This window comes from Veillonella tobetsuensis, from assembly GCF_001078375.1.
Classification (GTDB): domain Bacteria; phylum Bacillota; class Negativicutes; order Veillonellales; family Veillonellaceae; genus Veillonella; species Veillonella tobetsuensis.
Genome location: NZ_BBXI01000021.1, coordinates 70,080 through 89,695 on the forward strand (window position 1 = coordinate 70,080; position 19,616 = coordinate 89,695).

General features: G+C 40.7%; 11 protein-coding genes and 1 tRNA gene. 4 read left to right on the forward strand and 8 right to left on the reverse strand.

The features are described from left to right. The first annotated feature begins 80 nt into the window (after positions 1 to 80). Positions 81 to 464 (forward strand): helix-turn-helix domain-containing protein, encoded by a 384-nt coding sequence (locus tag VEI_RS08340; RefSeq protein ID WP_059364213.1) that lies wholly within the window; start codon positions 81 to 83, stop codon positions 462 to 464. Between the two features lie 231 nt (positions 465 to 695). Here VEI_RS08340 and VEI_RS08345 read toward each other — a convergent pair whose 3' ends face one another. Next, entirely contained in the window at positions 696 to 1,418 is a 723-nt protein-coding gene (locus VEI_RS08345; RefSeq protein ID WP_059364214.1) for a GntR family transcriptional regulator, read from the reverse strand. Positions 1,419 to 1,618: 200 nt separating this feature from the next. Here VEI_RS08345 and VEI_RS08350 point away from each other — a divergent pair, with 200 nt between their 5' ends. Next, complete coding sequence (locus VEI_RS08350; RefSeq protein WP_059364216.1) at positions 1,619 to 2,539, forward strand: diacylglycerol/lipid kinase family protein; 921 nt, start codon at positions 1,619 to 1,621, stop codon at positions 2,537 to 2,539. Between the two features lie 75 nt (positions 2,540 to 2,614). Here VEI_RS08350 and addA read toward each other — a convergent pair whose 3' ends face one another. Both addA and VEI_RS08360 read right to left on the reverse strand, forming a co-directional pair. Continuing rightward, the gene (gene addA, locus VEI_RS08355; RefSeq protein ID WP_059364223.1) at positions 2,615 to 6,382 is read right to left on the reverse strand and encodes a helicase-exonuclease AddAB subunit AddA; all 3,768 of its coding nucleotides are present in this window, start codon (positions 6,380 to 6,382) and stop codon (positions 2,615 to 2,617) included. Continuing rightward, positions 6,372 to 9,935: a PD-(D/E)XK nuclease family protein gene (locus VEI_RS08360; protein ID WP_059364224.1), complete on the reverse strand. Its 3,564-nt coding sequence runs from the start codon at positions 9,933 to 9,935 to the stop codon at positions 6,372 to 6,374. Before VEI_RS08360 ends, addA begins: the two co-directional genes overlap by 11 nt. A 283-nt stretch (positions 9,936 to 10,218) precedes the next feature. On the opposite strand from VEI_RS08360, the gene VEI_RS08365 reads away from it, so the two are divergent. Next, entirely contained in the window at positions 10,219 to 11,217 is a 999-nt protein-coding gene (locus VEI_RS08365; protein WP_059364226.1) for a hypothetical protein, read from the forward strand. Positions 11,218 to 11,389: 172 nt separating this feature from the next. On the opposite strand, the gene VEI_RS08370 is transcribed toward VEI_RS08365, so the two are convergent. Beyond that, positions 11,390 to 11,938: an SGNH/GDSL hydrolase family protein gene (locus tag VEI_RS08370; protein WP_059364228.1), complete on the reverse strand. Its 549-nt coding sequence runs from the start codon at positions 11,936 to 11,938 to the stop codon at positions 11,390 to 11,392. A gap of 132 nt (positions 11,939 to 12,070) precedes the next feature. Between VEI_RS08370 and VEI_RS08375 the strand changes: the two genes are divergently transcribed. After that, entirely contained in the window at positions 12,071 to 13,018 is a 948-nt protein-coding gene (locus VEI_RS08375) for a hypothetical protein (protein ID WP_059364231.1), read from the forward strand. Positions 13,019 to 13,116: 98 nt separating this feature from the next. Here the strand turns inward: VEI_RS08375 and VEI_RS08380 are convergent, their stop codons facing one another. From VEI_RS08380 to VEI_RS08395, 4 genes are all read right to left on the reverse strand, one after another. After that, entirely contained in the window at positions 13,117 to 14,343 is a 1,227-nt protein-coding gene (locus VEI_RS08380) for an MFS transporter (protein WP_059364232.1), read from the reverse strand. A 1,269-nt stretch (positions 14,344 to 15,612) separates the two neighbouring features. Beyond that, positions 15,613 to 15,701: transfer RNA gene (locus VEI_RS08385), tRNA-Ser, on the reverse strand. 146 nt (positions 15,702 to 15,847) lie between these two features. Next, complete coding sequence (locus VEI_RS08390; protein ID WP_059364234.1) at positions 15,848 to 16,801, reverse strand: magnesium transporter CorA family protein; 954 nt, start codon at positions 16,799 to 16,801, stop codon at positions 15,848 to 15,850. Between the two features lie 363 nt (positions 16,802 to 17,164). Next, a complete protein-coding gene (locus VEI_RS08395) occupies positions 17,165 to 19,297 on the reverse strand; it encodes a heavy metal translocating P-type ATPase (protein WP_059364236.1) in 2,133 nt (710 codons plus the stop codon). Positions 19,298 to 19,616 lie beyond the last annotated feature (319 nt).

Below are 19,616 nucleotides of genomic sequence, written 5' to 3' on the forward strand. Positions count from 1 at the left end.
TATCATATATTACGTATTAGTCAACAATGTATTTGCTAAGTATACTAAAAGCACAAGGTAGGAATCGGAAAGGAGGTCGTATGAAAGATCCTACACTTACAATGCCTGCCTACCGACGAAATCATTATCAGGACCCAAAATTTCAGCAGCAGTATATGTGCTTGGGCCATAAAATATCTACGCTGCGCACGTCGATGGGCATTTCACAACGACAATTGGCCGATGTCGTGGGCATTAGCCGCAGCTATTTGAGCAAGTTAGAATGTGGACACGGTATTTCAGGTGTGTCCATCGAGGTGGTTTTTAAAATCGCCTATTGCCTCAACATTTCTATTAGTCAATTGCTACGTCTTCGTACGCAAGACTACAAATCCTGTAATAGACATCTTTCAAAGCATTATGAAAGAGTCGAATTTTTCCGATTAGCACATCAGCGCTTTTTGGAACTTAAGAAAGAACTCTAGAACGTAGTTAGCACATATATACTAGAGATATAATTGAATCATACTTACTTTCAATTTTGATATTTGCATCATAAAAATAACCTCATTTTATAAAAATCATTAGAAAACAAGATAATTCCTACTAACATGTACTACATATATAAAATATACTAACCCCTTACGTATCTTATATATGACTTTGCAAAATAAAGGACCCTAACTAGGGTCCTTTTTAATATATCTATTTAATTACTAAACTTCATTTAATTTTTTATCTTGTATTTCCGCATTAGCCCGCTTAAAGATAAACGCATTATTGATGTGCTGACGCATCGCATTTTCTGCAGCCACTTCGTCATGGCGTTCAATAGCGTCTACGATATGATCATGTTCGTCATCGCAGTCATGAGTGCGCACTGCATTGAAGGAGCTCAAGTACATATCGCGATTTACACGTTCACGGAAATCTAATAAGTAATCCACAACGCGCTCATTGCCTGAAAATTGCGCAATCATGCTATGGAATCGGCTGTTAACCTCTACCCGTGCAGTTGCATCCTCAATAGCATGCATTTCGCGGCACAATTCCTTAAGTTCTTCTACTTGCTCTGGTGTGGCGTGACGGGCACACAAACGAGCCCCCAAACCTTCCATAACCTCGCGACATTGGTATAGCGCCACGATTTCTTCTGGTGTATCCGCTTTAACCGTAACACCCTTCCATGGCACGATAACAACAAGATTATCTTTTGCTAATTTTCTGAAAGCTTCGCGAACTGGCGTTGCACTTACCTTAAGCTGTTCTGCGATTTTAACTTCATTTAGTTTTTCGTGCGGTAATAGCTCCCCTGTTAAAATAGCCTGTTTCAAAGTTACATAAACTTGTTCACTTAACGGCAATCGTTCAATTGAATCTACAGCGGAAAAATGATACATCTCTTTTGGTTCTTTTGTACCTTTCACGTCTTTTGTCATATTTCTAGCCTAGGTCCCCTCTAACGTTTATTTGCTTTCATACTTTCAATGAACGCCTAAAATTAGTATAATAAAATGTAAGCATTTTTATATACAAACACATGCATATATAATAGTTACATACACTCTAATTATAAATCTCGCGCATATGACTGTCAATTTCTAGATGGTCATAGTTTAAAAGTAAGGAAGTTACCAATATGAGTCGTTGTCTGGTTATCATTAACCCTGTATCTGGTGGCGGTGCAGCACGCCGATATGCCCTTGATTTACAGTGGAAATTGAGTACCCTCTTTGACACAATTGAAATAAAATTCACAACGGGTGCTAATGATGCAACTCGTTTTGCCAAGGCGGCCTGTGATGATGATTTTGATGCCGTATTCTGCATGGGCGGTGATGGAACTGTAAATGAAACGGTTAACGGCATCGCACAAGGGGGATTCAAAGCAACCTTTGGCTTTATCCCTGTGGGGACCGTTAACGATATGTCTCGTGCTCTTGGCATTCCACAACGGCCATTAGAGGCAATTCGCCGCCTCGATATCAACCAAGTTCGCTCCATCGATATTGGTCGTTGCAATGATAAATACTTCTGCAATAATATTGCAGCCGGTGTCATTCCAAAGGTTATCGAAGAGGTAACGCCAAAGGAAAAGCGCATCTTAGGTCCTCTGGCTTACTTTTTGCGTGCTGGTCAAGCTCTATTCACCACAAAGGATTATACATACCGTGTCAAAACAGAGACGGATGATTTTATTTGTAAATCACCACTAGTGCTAGCACTACTCACCAATGTGGTATCTAGCTTTGAACGCTTTATGCCGGAGGCCTCTGTCGATGATGGTTATATGCGTCTCGTTATCTTTAAAGAATACTTTATTCTAGATATTTTCAAGGTCTTACCGCTCATTCTAAGTGGAGCCATCTATAATTCAAGTAATACGACTACGCTAACAGTACAAAAAGCTCATATTGAATTATTAAGTAATATAGGTGATTTACCAACCAACATGGATGGTGATGCAGGTCCATCTATGCCAGTAGACCTTGAGGTTTTACCTCAAGTCCTCAAGGTATTTGCACCTACCAAACATCAAAAGAAAAAGTCGCTTATCTAAGCGATTGAACCCCCTTTACTGGTTGTCCAGCAAAGGGGGTTCTTATCATTTTAAATGGCTTTTTTCCTATATGCGTTATAACAAAACGGCTTCGTGTAAACGGAAACTATAAATATAACTTGCTTTAACAGGCATGCCTGTTAAGGTCTCAAGGGCCTCTTTATAGAGGTCCATTTGTATTTTATAGCGATGAACTAGTTCATCCCCACTTTTAACACGATCCGTCTTATAGTCTACAAGAATCCATTGATCATCTTCAACAAAGGCAGTATCGATAATACCTTGTAAAAACAATCGTTCCCCCTCTTCTACATCAGGATACACGCGATTTCCATCAAAGAGCATGCTAAAAGGCAATTCCCGTTCTACCCGTTTTGATGCAATAAGACGCTTACCAAGATCAGAGTTAAAGAACCCATATAGGCTACGATCACTTAACAGACTACGCTCATCATCGCTAAACTTGCCTTCTGCTTGCAGAGAATCGAGCATATCAGTCATAGACTTTTGTGTATACTTTTGCACTGGTAGCCACTGCATAGCCTCATGCATTAAGGTACCCCATTGCGCACCCGTTACAATTTCCTCAGCGTCAGCAATGGCCATCGGCTTGCGTCCAAATACGGAATCAGCGAGTTCTATTTCACTAATAGCAGGAATACTTGTATCTAATACCGTAGCCGATACTGCCTCCGCATCACGTTCGGCAAATCGTCGTTTCAATTCGCTCACAGAAATCTTAGCTGTTGTCTTAGAGGCTACAAGATTAGGATAGGTAAAAGCAAATCGCTGTACAATTTCCTCTGGCAATTCTACATCATTCACCTTTCCTAAAGCGCGAACTGTATTGATAGTTGTTTCATCCACATCAGCCTTATAGTCTAGGTCACCATACAGAGAACCATCATGGATTTCTACCTTCACCTTACATTGACGGTCCAGTAAATCAAAATTTATAGCTCCTTCTAGCTCGATACTATTGCGTAATGGACCGCCCCCATCTAAATGACGAGCGAAGGCTATGAGCAGCCAATGTAAATAGGAGTTGCCAGCTTTAATTAGATCTACACCTAATGCTTGGGTCTGGGTCAATGCCGCATTTTTTATATGAGCACCAATCCCCTTTTCCTTTTTAATTTCCTTGTTGATATACCCCGTTAGGAATAGCTTATCCCGTGCCCGAGTCAATGCCACGTAGAGAATACGCTGTTCTTCGGCTTTCATAGCATCCGATTTAACAGATTTACAATAGAGCCACGGCATAGATGGATAGGATACACGAATATCTGGGTAATAGCCCTTCAATCCGATACCAGCATTTTTATCGACCAACAGTGGGGAGTTAAAGTCCATGGTATTGAATTTCTTTTGTACCCCTGAAAGAAATACAACCGGGAATTCAAGGCCCTTACTCTTATGGATGGTCATGAGACGCACTACATCATCCGCTTCGGTAACCACATTGGCAACGGCCATATCCTGATTGCTATCGCGTAAGCTTTCAACAAAACGAAGGAATCTAAAGAGGCCGCGGAACCCAGACGATTCAAAACCCTTAGCCCTTTCATAGAGGGCCATCACATTTGCGCGGCGCACAAGGCCATTCGGCATGGCCCCCACATAGTTCACGTAGTCCAAGGTTTCGTATATATCCCATAACAAATCAGCTACGCCATGACGGCGTGACAATGTACGCCAATGCTCAATATGCTCGAGGAATTGTACTAACCGTTCATCCTGGGCCTGTTCGGCATAAATAGGCATAAGGGACCATAAAGAGCCTTCTCCAGTAAGTCGCAATGCACCGAGTTCATTGGCATCGAGACCTACCAGCCCAGAATGCAATACGGCAGCCATCGGCAAATCCTGCTCTGGATTATCGATAATCTGTAACAATGACAAGAGCAATTGAATCTCTTGTGCTTCAAAGTAGCCATCGCGCTCATTAACAACAGCTGGGATGCCCGCTTGACGCATGGCAGCTACAGCTCGTGTTCCCCATCCTGCAAGGGACCGACGTAACACGGCAAAGTCGCGCCATTGAATTTGACGGAATGAGCCATCTGGATTTTGCACTTGTTTTTTAGATGCGTGCAATTCCTTGATTTTCTGAATGATAAAATCTAGTTCCCGTTCATTATTCTCTGGCTCATCACCGATAGATTCCGTATCGTTTACATTCGCTCCAATATCGCTTTCATCAGAACTGTTCGTATCACTAGTATCCAAAAGATGCAATTCTACGGCGCCGCCCACCCAATTAGCAGGTGCATCCTCGACGATGCGGCCTGGTATGAGCGATTCTTTTTCACCATAATCAAGTTCTGCTGCCTCTTGGGTCATAATTTGGTAAAAAATAAAATTCGTAGTGGTCAAAATATTTTCATGGGACCGGAAATTCTTTGCCAAATCGATGCGACGCTCTACAGCGTCATTCTCGAGTCCGTACGTATTGTACTTATGCATAAACAGAGAACTATCCGCCATACGGAAACTATAAATAGCTTGCTTCACATCGCCTACGTAGAATCGGTTATCTATATGAGAAATAAGATTAATAATGGTTTCTTGTACACCATTCGTATCTTGGTATTCGTCCACCATGATTTCTTTGAAAGTATCCTGCAACTCAAGGGCCACTTCGGATGGTTGAGGGTCATCTTCGGTACCAGGTTCCACAAGGAGTGCCAAACAGAGGTGTTCCAAGTCGCTAAAGTCCATGATGCCTTGTTCTTTTTTAGCCTCATTATAAGCCCTATGAAAGGCAATGGTTAACTCTACCAGATTATGAATGAGCGGATACTGGTCTACAAATTGCTGTTGCAGCACAGCTTCATCAATATGAAATAGACCGTTTTTCATTCCTTTTAAGCTATCCTTATTTTGGGAACCAAGTGATTTAAATTCATCTGCTAACGCACCATCTACTTCTCCCTTTTCTAAGGCTTTGCCAAGGCTTGTAAAACTTGCTTTTGTAAAGGTATCTAGGTTATGGCATACATCGACCATATCGGACCAGGTCTGCGCCCCTTTTAATTGGGCTAATGCGGCTAATTGTTCTTGGTACACCTTGTCCCATTTCTTAGGGCCTACAGGGCTTTCAAGTAAAGGTTGCATCTGTTCGATGCGGTCTGCAATACGATCGATTTCGGCCTGTTGCTCATCCCACATGGCACTGCCCCATAAGGTATATCGTAAATCTTGATTTTGAGCCTCCTTATAAGGCTCCACGGCGCGACGCATCCACCCATCTGGGTTCGATTGAGACATGGCAAATTCATAGAGGCTTAGTACCTTATCTTGCAAGCCCGCATCAGACTTATCATCGCTAAAGAAGTCAGATAAATCAAAAATACCATACTCATTATGTTCATATGCCTCTTGCAATAGGTTTTCCAACACCTCTTGTTTTAAGAGGGCCATTTCCGCTTCATTACCGATACGAGCCGTAGGCGGAATATCAAGTTTATAGAAATACGAGCGGATTACCCACTGGCAAAAGGAATGTAATGTAGAAATATGTGCCGATGGCAATAGGTTCAATTGCCGCTCTAAGCGCGCTTGTAATACCTTGTCATCGGTTGCTTCCATAGCCTTCGCCAAAGCAACGCCAATACGAGCGCTCATTTCAGCAGCAGCGGCCTTTGTAAAAGTAACGACCATCAATTCTTGTACAGATAAGGGATTATCCATATCTTTCAAGCGTGTTATGATACGTTCTACGAGAACCGCCGTTTTACCAGATCCAGCAGCAGCGGCAACGAGCAATGTTTGGGCCCCTAAATTACTGTCCTTTGGGGACATGATGGCAGACTCCTGCTCTGGTGTCCATTTAACGCCCATTGTCGTCACCTCCTGTCATAGAACTATCCTTATTAACACTTTCACCTAGTAACTTAGCAGCACTCGACACCATATGTTCAGAAGTAACACCGGATGCTACATTTCCAGAGGTGCCATTTAGAGCTTCATGCATTTTCTCTAGGGCATTTGCCTCATTTAGAGACGTTAAATAATTGTACTGATTACGTTCATTATCGAATCGGCATACGGTCTTGTAATCACAATAGGAACAAGGAATAGCCTTATTCAACTGATATGGGGCAATAGGAAATTTACCTTTGCCGATGGCAGAGCCGGTGTCTGCCATAATCGATTCGGTATAACGGCACATGATATCAAAATCACCGGAGGATTTAACGATTTTCATATCTCCTGAATGAATAGTCCCTTTACCAGTAATACGAACAGGCACATAAGGCCCCTTACCCTTATAGGTGAGCAATTTTTCATCCATTTTTTCCAGCATATCGATATCATCTGTAAAATATCCTTTATTGTTAAGGGCCCCATTCGTATCAGCCAAAGCTTTAGCTTCTTCATAGGACACAGGTTCACTAGCTGGAGTTCGTGGATTTTTCACATATGTATATACAACGGCAGTTGGTGTCATCGGTTGATCGTGATGTTTTTCATAAGCCGATTCTAGTGCCAAGAGATAGGTCATCAATTGTAATTTTAGACCATAGTATATTTCCTGTGCATTCACCGATGTACTACCCGATTTGTAGTCGATAACCATGCCGTACGTATGACCATCGCGTTTATATTCATCGATACGATCAATTTGACCAACCAGTCGCAAATAACGATCATCACCAAGAGGTACCTTAATAGATTCCCAGCCATTAGGACGTCCAAAGTCTTGTTCTAAATACATCGTATCGAAGGAGGACCGACTAGACCAATCTACAAGGCGTGATACTGTTTTCTGCAATGTTCTAACAACGCGCTCTTCAATAGCCTTATCATAGGCCGTCTTCTCATCCTCATCATAGCGATTCTCTTCTAATATATCTGCTGCTACGCGAGCACATAATTCCTGCTGTGCCGTTTCATCTAAATCACGCCATTGCTTATGCTCAGACAATAGTTGTGTTCCTAACCGTTCTAAATTGGCATGTAAAAAGGTACCAATTTCTGGGGCCCCAAAGGAACGTACCTTACGGGGTTCCAATTGTAAGCCATATTGGGCATAGAATTTAAATGGACACTGACGATATTTTTCAAGGCGCGTTACGGACCCAGACATATAGCCCCGTTTAAGGAATAGGCCATTCACTAATTCTGGTGCAATAATAGGTACATCATTATTGTCGCGAATACCACGGCTCACGTCCTCTAAGCGCGGTCTGTAGGCCGCAACATTGCGAGCCCAATTATAGAGTCCCCACCACAATGGCGACACAGGTACGCCACTAAACAAAGCGCCCCAACGCTCAGATAAGAGGGATAAACTTTGGTATGGACGCCATAAATAATTATCTTCAGTACCATCTTGAATGGTGAAAGGAACCTCTACAGGCGACGTACAGAAACCAAGGGATTGTAACCGTTTAATAACGAGAGAACTTTCAAGACCTTCTCCTTCATCATTAGAGCCAGCATAGGATATAGTTAAATGCTGTTCTGCCCGCGTCATGGCTAAATAGAGAAGAAAGTTTTCATTGAACGCCTTCGGTAAAGCACCTTCTGCAAGAACGATGCCCGCTTCAGCAAGGGCCTCCCGCTCTCTATCCTTGATTAAGCCTTCATCCCCCATATTTTGAGGAAATACACCTTGGTTAAGGCCCATCACATAGACCCTTGGCCATGATTGACTATATGCCCGTTCAATAGTTGTAATTGCCACATGATCTAGAGATGGTGGAATCATCGAATAGTGAACATTATCAAGGGCCTCTTCTAAGAGGGCTATCATCTCGTCCAGTGTCAATGTTTCCATATCGGTTAAGACCATCATTTCATCGAGGAATCCGATGACCGCATTATACATTTGCTCATGACTAGCCTTAGATTCTAAATCACCGTCTCGCTCAGCATCTAACGACCATTCATAGAGACGCTGTGGCACTTGTAATTCTTCGAGAACCGCATAGATGTGCTTACACCACTCGGCCCCCGTATGGGCTTCGCAAGACGTTGCAAAATCAAACCATGGTATCAAGATGTCCATAATGGTCTGTCTCGATGCGTTTACCCGCTCATGTCTTGGTGCGTCTGGTTGTTCCTCTTCTGAAAGTCCCGATACACGACGCATATAGGACCAAGTATCTCGTTCCCACTGTAAATGATTGATGCCAAATTCTAGCACATAGTTTTCCAGTTCATCTACCGCCTCACGAGTTAGAGGCGTTAAATCCGTTTTTAATAAACGGAACATAATATCACGACTGTAGCTATGCTTAACAATACCGAGCAAATCCGTCATCAATTCCCCTAGAGGGTGATTATTCATAGGCCGTTGACGGTCTCCAAAGTGAGGAATCCCATATCGGGTAAATACCTTTTCTAATGTATCCCCATAGGTCTCCGATTCACGGAGCATGATACACACATCCCGATAGCGTGCAGTAGGACTACTTTCAATATACGCAAGGATATCACGAGCCACCCAATCGGCCTCGCGCTCACGATTATAGGCGCTCACTAGAGGTACATGTTCATCTGTTGTATTTCGTTTACTGTGAAAGAAATTTTCCTCCAAAACTTGCAATACAGGCGTCCCTCTATGCCCCTTAAAGGCCTGAAAGGATAGTTTTGAGCCATATTCGTTATATAGATTTTCTAAGATTTCAACAGAGCGATTGAAGATGCCATGATGCCCTTTATTGGCTAAAATCCGTTTAGGGTCAGCCGGTAGATCAACGGTAATTACCGATTCTACAGCAAGGTCAAAGAGCATGTACAACAGCTCAAAATGAACCGGTGTAAACCAGTGGAATCCGTCTACAAAGATATGACAGTTTTCCATCAATGGAGACTGTGGTAGTGCATGAACGAGATCCATAATAGGATCTCCATCAATTTGGCCATGAAGCTGCAATTCCTCTTCATAGGCTGACATACATAATGCTAGTTCACGTAATTTTTTCTGCAATACCTTATTCGATACGCGCTGTGCACCTGCTTCTAATTCATCAGGCCCTATGCGAAAGGAGCGAAACTCGGAAAATAAGCCTTGCAAGACCGACGAAAACTCAGGCCGTTTGGCAGCTTGTGATAATAGGCCTAGTTCAGCACCTTTTCGCTTCATTACAAGACTCAAGAGCATAGAGCGTCCCAATTGAGATATGCTCTGCTGATGGGCTTTCACATTGCCTATCGATTGATACACCTGATAGGCTAAGCGGCCAAACCCTACAACGCGCACCGTCGTAAAGCCACCTTGGGGCATAAATTCTGCTAATTCCCGCTCTACCCGATATGTTGCTGGCTCTGGAACCAATAATATAATAGGATCACCTGGACACTCGGTTATAACCTGCCGAATACGTTCATATACGGCACGGGTCTTGCCAGATCCAGCGCGACCATAATACATGGTAATACTCATACTACCTCCCACTACTAATAATTCATTCCGTCATCCCTAAAAACAGATATCAGTAGTAACTTATATGACATATAAATATATATACTATTGTACACCATTAAATACCTAAATTGATATTTGACAAAATTTGATTTATACATTATTCTGTTTACGAAAATAAAAAAATTAAATTTGTTTATATTTTATTTACACATTTAACACCGTGGTGTATAATGAATGTAAAATGAAATATTATTTAAGGTTATAATTTTTTGTATTAATAACAATTTAGGAGTTAATCACAATGAATACAAAACGTATTGCTACGGCTTTTGCCGTATTGGCAGCAACAACAATCTCTTTCTCAGCTTTTGCAGCAAATATGGATGCTAATGCACGCGCCTATGAACGTGCTGCAGCAGAACAGTCCCAATACCAATATATGCCAGCAAATACTGTACCAGTAGCTCAAGCAGGTTATGTGGCAACACCTCCACGTCCTAACTACTCTCCATTACCAGTTGTACCTTACACCGCTGGTGATATGAGCCAACAAATGCCTGTATCTAAAGAATTGGGCGATCCAATCTTTGTGGCACCACAAACAACTGCTGTAGGTATGCAAATTATGGATCCAATTCCAAATCCTAATGCACCGTTACAACAACCGGTAGATGCACCAGCAACACTTTCTTTCAGCAGAAGTGGCAATGGTTATGTATCCACATATAGAAGCAATCAATTAAATGCTTTTGATGTATTGTTAAACGGTCGTTCTTACACATTTGATTTACCAGCCTATACAAATGGTTACCAAGTAAAAACTGCAAGTTCTTACAACCGCGCTGGTAACGGTATTGCCAACGTATTCACAACAAATGTAATCACGGAAGCAATCGTAAACAACACATCTTTACGCATCACTGTTAACATGACACAACCAACTTCTGTAGCAGCAACTAAATTGCGGTCCATGCAACAAACTGGTCATGTATCCGTAGGTGAAGTGTCCACATTATTTGCTTATAATGAAAGCTATGATGGTGTGAAACAAGCTGCTAACTATGATGTATATAACAACAATGGTCGTTTCATCGTCGTAAAATCCGGTGCTGTAACAGTACCTAATGGTGCTCAACATCCATATGCAACAGCTATGTTTGCCATTACTGAAGATACAGTAGCAGCAGTTACCGTTTCCGGCAACAGTGGCGAATCTTATGAACTAGTAAAAGGTACAGCGTATTCCATCGCTGCCTCTGCAAAAGCAGCTAACGAAAAAAGTGTAAAACAAGGTAGATAATAGACCTCTAATGTAGAGATACTACCAGCTATCTCTAACAACATCTAAATATAATGAAAAGGGACTGTAAAAAGTGCGGTATAACCGACTTCTATTTACAGTCCTTTTTGTCATTATAAATATGCAACATGGATCACTATCAGGCCCATATATGCCTGCTATACTATTTATATTATAAACGGGTAAAAGTTTCTAATGCTTTATAGGCCATTAATCGATAACCACGTTCATTTGGATGTACCTCACCAGCGAATACGATTTGTCCTATTTGATCTGCTTCGTGGAGCACTCTGTAAAAATCAATTGTTTTCATATTGTTTTCTGCTGCGTATGAAAGCAGTCGTTTGTTCACATCGACCACCACATGATTAAGCCCATCCATTTCACTATCAATTTGAGGCTCTAGGCCAATGATGACCTGTCCTTTTTGACTAGCTATAGTTATAACTTTAATCAGTTTATTATATACATAATCGCTATCGCGATTTTGTAAAATATCATTAGTTCCACACATAATGCATAGATAACGATTATCTTTATAATCCTTATCTATGCCCCAAGCTTCTATATAGTTTAGTAAGCCTTGCACAGACAAACCATCTATACCATGATTTTCTATATGATATGTAGGTAAGGCGGCACTACATAATTCAACCCAGCCAAGACCTGCTTTCACATCATATCCACGAGTAATACTATCACCAAAACATATTATATTCATCAATTCCTCCACTATACATTCGGTCATCTACATTGTAAAATATATATGTATAAAGTACAATATGTTACTCATTTTCATGAAATCTTAAGTACAGTATGGTACACTTTTTTCGCATGGAGAGGGGGAATAACAATGAAATATCTACTAGCTCTCGTGGGAACCCTATTGTGTACCTCGCAATCAGGATTTGCCATATCTCAGTATGAAATCGAGCAAAAACCAAATCAATACCAACTTGCTTATTCTAGCGATACAGAACGTATGTATATCGATCTCAGCTCTATTCATACTAAGCAGACCGCTGCGAATTATAAGACTGTACAAGCAAGGCTATTAAGTCTATATACAAGAAATAATGTAATCGCAGACTTTGATACAAACTTTACATTTTACAAACAACAACCTAATGCACAAATTACGATGACAGCGTGGAAGGTATCAAAACCGATATACTATGCACAAAACGGTTATCCTATTGATACATTACCACAACAACGCTTGGCCAAGGATTACGGTCAACATGTGGCTGCACAAAATAGTCCATCCCAACGTATTGGAGAATTTGTATACAATACCTCTGTAGAAATGGAAAAAATTTCGTATACTTACGATAATCCATATATTCCACCGAGGGTATTCCCTCCGGTGGTGAATCACAGTGTGCATACGCCTCTATTTGGACTTATGCCACCTACAGATTTGGTTATCTCGACTCCGATGGACCGAGTAATACCAGCACCACCAGCACCACCGACGAAGATACAACCAAGTTTGCAACCTGGTCATGTAGGCGGTCCTGGCGTTGGGGGCTTTAATAATCGCGGAGGCTTCTCCCCTAATTTTGCTGCTATGCAACAAGCTAAGCCCCAAAATCCAAATCGTAATATGTCTCATCCTGAAATGCAAGCCCCTCCTTCACAGAAAGGACCTGCGGATAACAAAGTTCGAGATGGCAAAGCTCGCAACGATACTGGTCGAAACAATACAGGTCGCGATAAGGGATCACCAAATAATGACGGTCGTAACGGCGGCAATTCTGGAAATGGCAGCCGTGGCGGCGGAGGTCAAGGACCTCATTAATTCAAAATTTCAACATAAACAAACCCTCATCTACAACAATTATGGATGAGGGTTTATTTTATGACTTTCTCAAGCCCAAAATTAAATGTTAGGGCAAATTATTTATTAAGGCGCACAAAGAACAATGCAGTAGCACCGATGACTGGAGCGATACCTAGGGTCATTAACGCAGATTGATAGCTACCTGTGGCAGTTAACATGCTACCTAAGACCATAGGCGCCAACATAACACCGATTTGATTAAATAGGTTTACGAAACCAGCTGTAGTGCCGCGCAAATGAGGTGCTGCAGATTGTACAACGAGAGCATTTGTTAGCGCACTATGCATAAATGCCCCTACACCGAGGATTGGACCAGTAACAAATAGCATATCCGGATTTGTTGTGCTCGCAAACAGCAATAATGCTGGCGCAAAGAGGAACATAACAAGAGCCGCTAAATGATTTTTCTTAATCGGTAAAATATCGGATAAAATACCAATTGTAGGTTTTGCAATAAGTGCAGCTAAGCCGAAGATAGACATAACATGACCAGCATAGATAGCATTTACGCCCAATTGTTTAACCATATAGAGATTTGACCATTGAGCTACGGCCCAGGTAGCACCGGTCGCAAAGAACCCAGCAAATGCGAGGCAACGAATATTGCGATTTTTCAAAACATGAAGTAAGTTTTCTTTTAAAGAAGTTTCTTCGCCTACATGGGCAGAACCTGCACTCGCCTCGGCTTCACGTTGTGCCAAAATATCAGCACTTGGCTTGCGAACCGTAAAATAGCTGAGTATAAAAACAAGAATTGGCAATACAGCAGTTAAAAGGAAGGCATTTTGCCAACCATAAGTAGTTGCTACATATGGCGCATATAAATTTACAGTAGCCAAACCTAAAGATGTACAGGACATGAAAATACCAACTGCTGCCCCCCGTTGATTAGGACCAAAGTAATCACCAATAGCACTCAAGCAAGATGCTTGTACAGGTCCAGATACTAGGCCTAATAAGAAACGTAATACCCAGCCATAGGTATAATTATCGATAGTGCTCATCAACGCCGTAATTGCCGCCATAGCAAGCAAGCTTACTAATATGGTATGACGATAACCAATTTTATCTGCTAAGATACCGCCTGGTAACACCATAATAGCATAGCCCATATAAAAGGCGGATAAATAAGAAGTCCCCATTTGAGGTGTAAAGCTCAATGCTTCATTAACAATAGGCATCAAAGACGCCCAAGATAGACGCATTACAAAGCTAATCAAAAACGTTAGCCATACGCTAACAAGAATTAAAATCTGAGTTCGTGAGAAACCAAATCTACTCATACGAGTTCCTTTCTATAGTAAAATAACATATAAAGCTATCATACTATAAATAGAAAGAGTTTTTCAAACTCTTTCTATTTATCATCACACAACAGAGTAATATATATGATAAAGTATGGAGAATTACCTCTTACTACACTTCTTGACAAATAAATTTATATCACTTATCTTAAAATCATAAGTACGATTATTGGACTGACTACCTGTACCTTTATGTACAGCAGCAGCAAGCAATAATCCTACTTAAATTATCTATACACTAATATTTGGGTTATAGGACAAAAAAGCAGAAAGAATAACTGTATATTGTACATCGTCAAAATTGTACATTCTTATAATAACTTCCGTTTTTACTTCCACTAAGTATATATTATCGGAAGTAATTATTTCACTATGACTGAAAAGCATCGACTATCAATGAGAATGAGTGAGTATCTAACACTTTACAAAATTAAGTATCTGATGTACTATAATAATTGACTAAGGAAATGAATAACTAACATTGCTTAACGCAAAAGAAAAAAGACGGTACTGCGAATACCGTCTTTTTTATATGTGCTAGTTACTTGCTGAAGTATCTATCTAGCCACTTGCAAATGTAGTGACAAGTTACACCTGCTATGATAGATACAATTAAGGATATGAATAACTCTAACACAGCCTAACCCCCTTTCTGTTACCAGTCTAGGGAAGTAACACTCATAGTATAACACAGAAACAAACCCACCATTCTAAAAAATGGGGGCTTTTTATATATTAGATGCTTTCAATAACTCAACATTTCAGATACCCTAAAAACTAATAAACCGAATATCCTAAAAAAGGACTAAAGAAAACTAAGGTTTACTATTAATAGAATGTAATAGCGTTACAAACCTGTTACATCAATGTTACATTACTGTTACATTACTGTTACATCAAAACATACCGTATTAAGCAGTTAAGAAAAGTTAAGGCTATCTATTAATAAAGCATACAAAAAAGCAGTACTACTAGTCCCCCAACGCAGAGTGGCAATAGCCAAGCGGTCGGTCAAATGACTAGTAATACTGCTTTTGATACTATAAGTATAAAAGATATATCAAACATCGTCAATAATTGAACCTATATCTAATTTCATACAAAGCTATTAAACATATATTGACATTTGTTAACATACTCTAATATATAATAAGAACCCTCTACCGATTAGATAAAGGGTTCTCTATAGTACTATACAAGGCACGGGCTCCAATTGCCTTACCAAGTATAGTAATATATAAAATTGAATGGCGGAGAGGGTGGGATTCGAACCCACGGCCCCTTGCGGAGTCACTGGTTTTCAAGACCAGCTCCTTAAACCACTCGGACACCTCTCCATAATGGTATATTATAGCAGATTTTTATGATAATGTGCAACAACTGAATGTAATGAGCTTAGAACATTATACGCTTCTTTCTAGGGACCAAAAAGGCTGGCCTTGCGCCAGCCTTTTTCATGTATCTTAGCTTTTCATTATATCCTTTAGAAAAGATCTTTTTTCCACATACCGAAGATAGCAATTAAGGAGCAGACTACGGATATTGCTACTACCTTATAAAATCCATTTGGATCCTCTTGAAACGGCAAGTTTACATTGGTACCCCACAAGCTGAATATGATAGTTGGCACCGCCATTGTAATGGTAAGAGTTGCCAACATTTTCATAACCATGTTGAGGTTATTAGAAATGATAGATGTGAAGGCGTTCATCATGTTCATCAAGATATTGGAGTACATTTCAACCATCTCCATGGCCTGTTTATTCTCGATAATAACGTCCTCTAGTAAATCCTCATCCTCTTCATATATTTTGAGAAGATGTTTGTAGGAACTGTGCCCACGTAAACGCAATAGTCTTTCCATAACGGTACCATTAGTACGCAAAGCGGATGTAAAGTACGTCATGGATTTCTGTAATTCCAACAATTGGAAAAAATCTTTGTTCTTTGTGGTATGACGCAATTGGATTTCAATATCATCTGTACGGCGATTGATTTGTTGCAAGTAACGCAAGAACATCGTTGCTGTACGATACAAAATTTGAAACAAGAACCGTGTTTTTTTAAATGTATAGAACGTAGAAATCTGATTGGAAATAAATGGATATAATACTTCAGATTCTTCAAGACAGACCGTAATAAAGAAATCCGGGGTCAAGAAGATACCAAGTGGCACCGTATCGTACATATCATTACCGCGAACAACAGGAATGTTGATAACTACAAAAATATAGTTGTCCTCTAACTCCACGTGAGAACGTTCTTCCATATCGAGAGCGGTCTTTAAAACGTCTGTTGGGATTTCTGTCAAAATATTAATAAGGGATAACTCATCGGGGTCTGGGTTCACCAAATTTACCCATGAACCTTTTGTGGCATCTGATACCGTGTAATCGGCTACTAATTCTTCTTCTATGTGCTTGTACACCGTAATCATGTTATCCCTCCTTTCGAGCAGAAAAACTGTATCTTATCTTTAAAATTATATACTATTTGAGTGTACTATTCAATTCTCTTGTGAAAGTTTTACTTTCAAAATCGTCTTACTACTCTCTCAATTTGCCTCTTATTATGTATGATTCCCCCTATGTATTACATAGCTAAATAGTCACTGCAAAGCAAAAAGATTCCCCTATCAGCCAGTAGTAGTCATTTGAGGCTATCGGCCAATAGAGGAATCTTTTTAGTGTGTATCTATATGTATAAGTTGTATGAGAGAGTTATATATGTATGTTATATATACGTTATATACGTTATATATGTTTGTGTATGAGTTAGTTCTATGAAAAGTAATTTCTTATTATTGACGACGCAAGATACGAATAGAGTTCAAGATACAAAGGATGGATACGCCTGTATCACCAAATACTGCCCACCACATGGATGCATAGCCCATGAGGCCAAGCGCCATGATAAGGATTTTTACAGCAATAGCGAATACTACGTTTTGCCACGCTACACGCAATGTCGCTTTGGACAAGTCAAGAACGTGTGCAATAGCAGTCAAAGATGGACGCATGAACACAACATCTGCTGCCTCGATAGCCGCATCAGCACCGCTACCCATCGCACCACCAACATCAGCACCTGCAAGTACTGGAGCATCGTTGATGCCGTCGCCTACGAACATAGTTGGACCATATTCAGAGCGAATATCTTGTACTACGGACAATTTATCTTGAGGCAACAATTGAGCGCGAACAGCACTTACACCAGTTTCTTTAGCGATGTAATTTGCACTTGCTTCAGCATCACCTGTAAGCATAACAGTTTTAATATCTTGACCATTAAGATCAGCAATCGCTTCAGCAGAATCAGGACGAGCTTCATCGGCGATGATAATACGACCTAAGTATGTATTACCTTCTGCAACAAGAACTTCTGTGCCATATTCAGTAGCTTCTGTTGGATAGCCTTGAACCGCATAGCGTTCCATAAGACGACGGTTACCAACAAGAACTTGTTGACCATCAGTCATGCCTACCATACCTTCACCTGCCAACTCTTGAACGAAGTCGGAAGCCTCTACAGTAATGCCTTGTTCTTTTGCTTCAGACACGATGCTTGTTGCGATTGGATGCGTAGAAACGGCTTCAATAGCTGCCGCCATGGACAACAATTGAGTATTGCTCACATGAGAGCCTACAGTTTCTACGCTGTGAACTTTAAACTCACCAGATGTGATGGTACCAGTTTTATCAAGAGCTACTGCTTTCACATTAGCCAACGCCTCGATAACGCGACCACCTTTAAGCAAGATACCATGTTTAGACGCATTGCCGATACCGGAGAAGAATGCAAGTGGCACGCTAAGCACCAATGCACATGGGCAAGAAATAACGAGGAATGTTAAGGCTGTGTAGATCCATTTATGCCATTCACCAGTAATAAGGGACGGGATGATAGCAACAGCCAATGCAAGAGCTACAACGATTGGTGTGTATACGCGAGCGAAACGCGTGATAAAACGGTCGATTTTAGGTTTAGAAGATGCTGCATTTTCAACGGCATCAAGGATTTTTGTAACCATGGATTCTTCAAGAACCTTATCAACGCGCATCGTAATGCGACCAGATTCGTTGATGCAACCAGACATGAGTTGTGTACCAGGTACAGCGCGAACCGGTACAGGTTCACCTGTTACAGGAGCTGTGTTAACGCGAGTTTCACCTTCAAGCACTGTACCGTCTAAAGGAATTAAATCGCCAGGGCGAACTTCGATAGTACTGCCTACCTCAACCTTTTCAGGAGCCATAACTACGATTTCACCGCCACAGCATGTATCAACAACACGCACCTCTTGTGGACGCATATCAACAGCGTTCATGATTTCTGTACGGCTACGATCTGTTGCTTTTTCTTCGAAGAACTCACCGATACGGTAGAACAAGATAACACCTACGGCCTCAGGCAATGCATCGATAGCAATAGCGCCCAATGTAGCGATAGACATCAAGAAGTTTTCATCGAACACTTGGCCTTTTAAGATATTGCGACCTGCGATACGCAATACAGGGAACGCAAGAAGAATATAGGCAATATAGTAAATTGGAGTTTCGATAGACTCTGGCAAGCCGATGGACGGCACAACTGTAGTCAACCCTTCGTAGGCCATGAATAACAAGCCTGCTACGATAACTGCAATTGTTACTGCATCACTGCCGTGATCGTGATCATGACCGTGGTCATCCATAGCCGCTTTAGATTTACGCTCGTAATCGGCTACTGTTACACCCTCTTCAATGGCATCACAAATGTCTTGAATGTCACGTTTAAGAGCTTCGCGGTCTTCCCAAGAGCCGGTTAATTTTAATTGATGTGTAGCAATTGTGAAATTTGCAGTCTCTACAACATCCATTTTACGGATGCGATCTTCAATTTTTGCTGCGCAGTTCGCACAGTTTAAATCCTTCAGCAATAATGTTTCTTCCATGATATCTCCTTTGATAATAGTGAAAGCTTCTTTCCTGTATTATAAGTTAATTTATTGTCTATTTCTAATACTTATTAGACATATCTTGGCCCATATCTTGTTAGATATGTTCCTAAACATTTTTCATCAGATATTTTTACTTATATGAATATCTGTTCATATGTTTATTTTAATCGAATTCATAAGGTCTGTCAAGAAGAATTACCAAGATAAATTATGACAATAAATGATAGAAAAATAGCCTGTACTCATAATACTCGAGAACAGGCTATTTCAACATATTTATCTAGTATTTAATTTTTATACTTCTAGCATCCAC

Coding starts and splice junctions, on each gene's coding strand:
- VEI_RS08340 (WP_059364213.1), top strand. CDS start 81: ATGAAAGATCCTACACTTACAATGCCTGCCTACCGACGAAATCATTAT.
- VEI_RS08345 (WP_059364214.1), bottom strand. CDS start 1,418: ATGACAAAAGACGTGAAAGGTACAAAAGAACCAAAAGAGATGTATCAT.
- VEI_RS08350 (WP_059364216.1), top strand. CDS start 1,619: ATGAGTCGTTGTCTGGTTATCATTAACCCTGTATCTGGTGGCGGTGCA.
- addA (WP_059364223.1), bottom strand. CDS start 6,382: ATGGGCGTTAAATGGACACCAGAGCAGGAGTCTGCCATCATGTCCCCA.
- VEI_RS08360 (WP_059364224.1), bottom strand. CDS start 9,935: ATGAGTATTACCATGTATTATGGTCGCGCTGGATCTGGCAAGACCCGT.
- VEI_RS08365 (WP_059364226.1), top strand. CDS start 10,219: ATGAATACAAAACGTATTGCTACGGCTTTTGCCGTATTGGCAGCAACA.
- VEI_RS08370 (WP_059364228.1), bottom strand. CDS start 11,938: ATGAATATAATATGTTTTGGTGATAGTATTACTCGTGGATATGATGTG.
- VEI_RS08375 (WP_059364231.1), top strand. CDS start 12,071: ATGAAATATCTACTAGCTCTCGTGGGAACCCTATTGTGTACCTCGCAA.
- VEI_RS08380 (WP_059364232.1), bottom strand. CDS start 14,343: ATGAGTAGATTTGGTTTCTCACGAACTCAGATTTTAATTCTTGTTAGC.
- VEI_RS08390 (WP_059364234.1), bottom strand. CDS start 16,801: ATGATTACGGTGTACAAGCACATAGAAGAAGAATTAGTAGCCGATTAC.
- VEI_RS08395 (WP_059364236.1), bottom strand. CDS start 19,297: ATGGAAGAAACATTATTGCTGAAGGATTTAAACTGTGCGAACTGCGCA.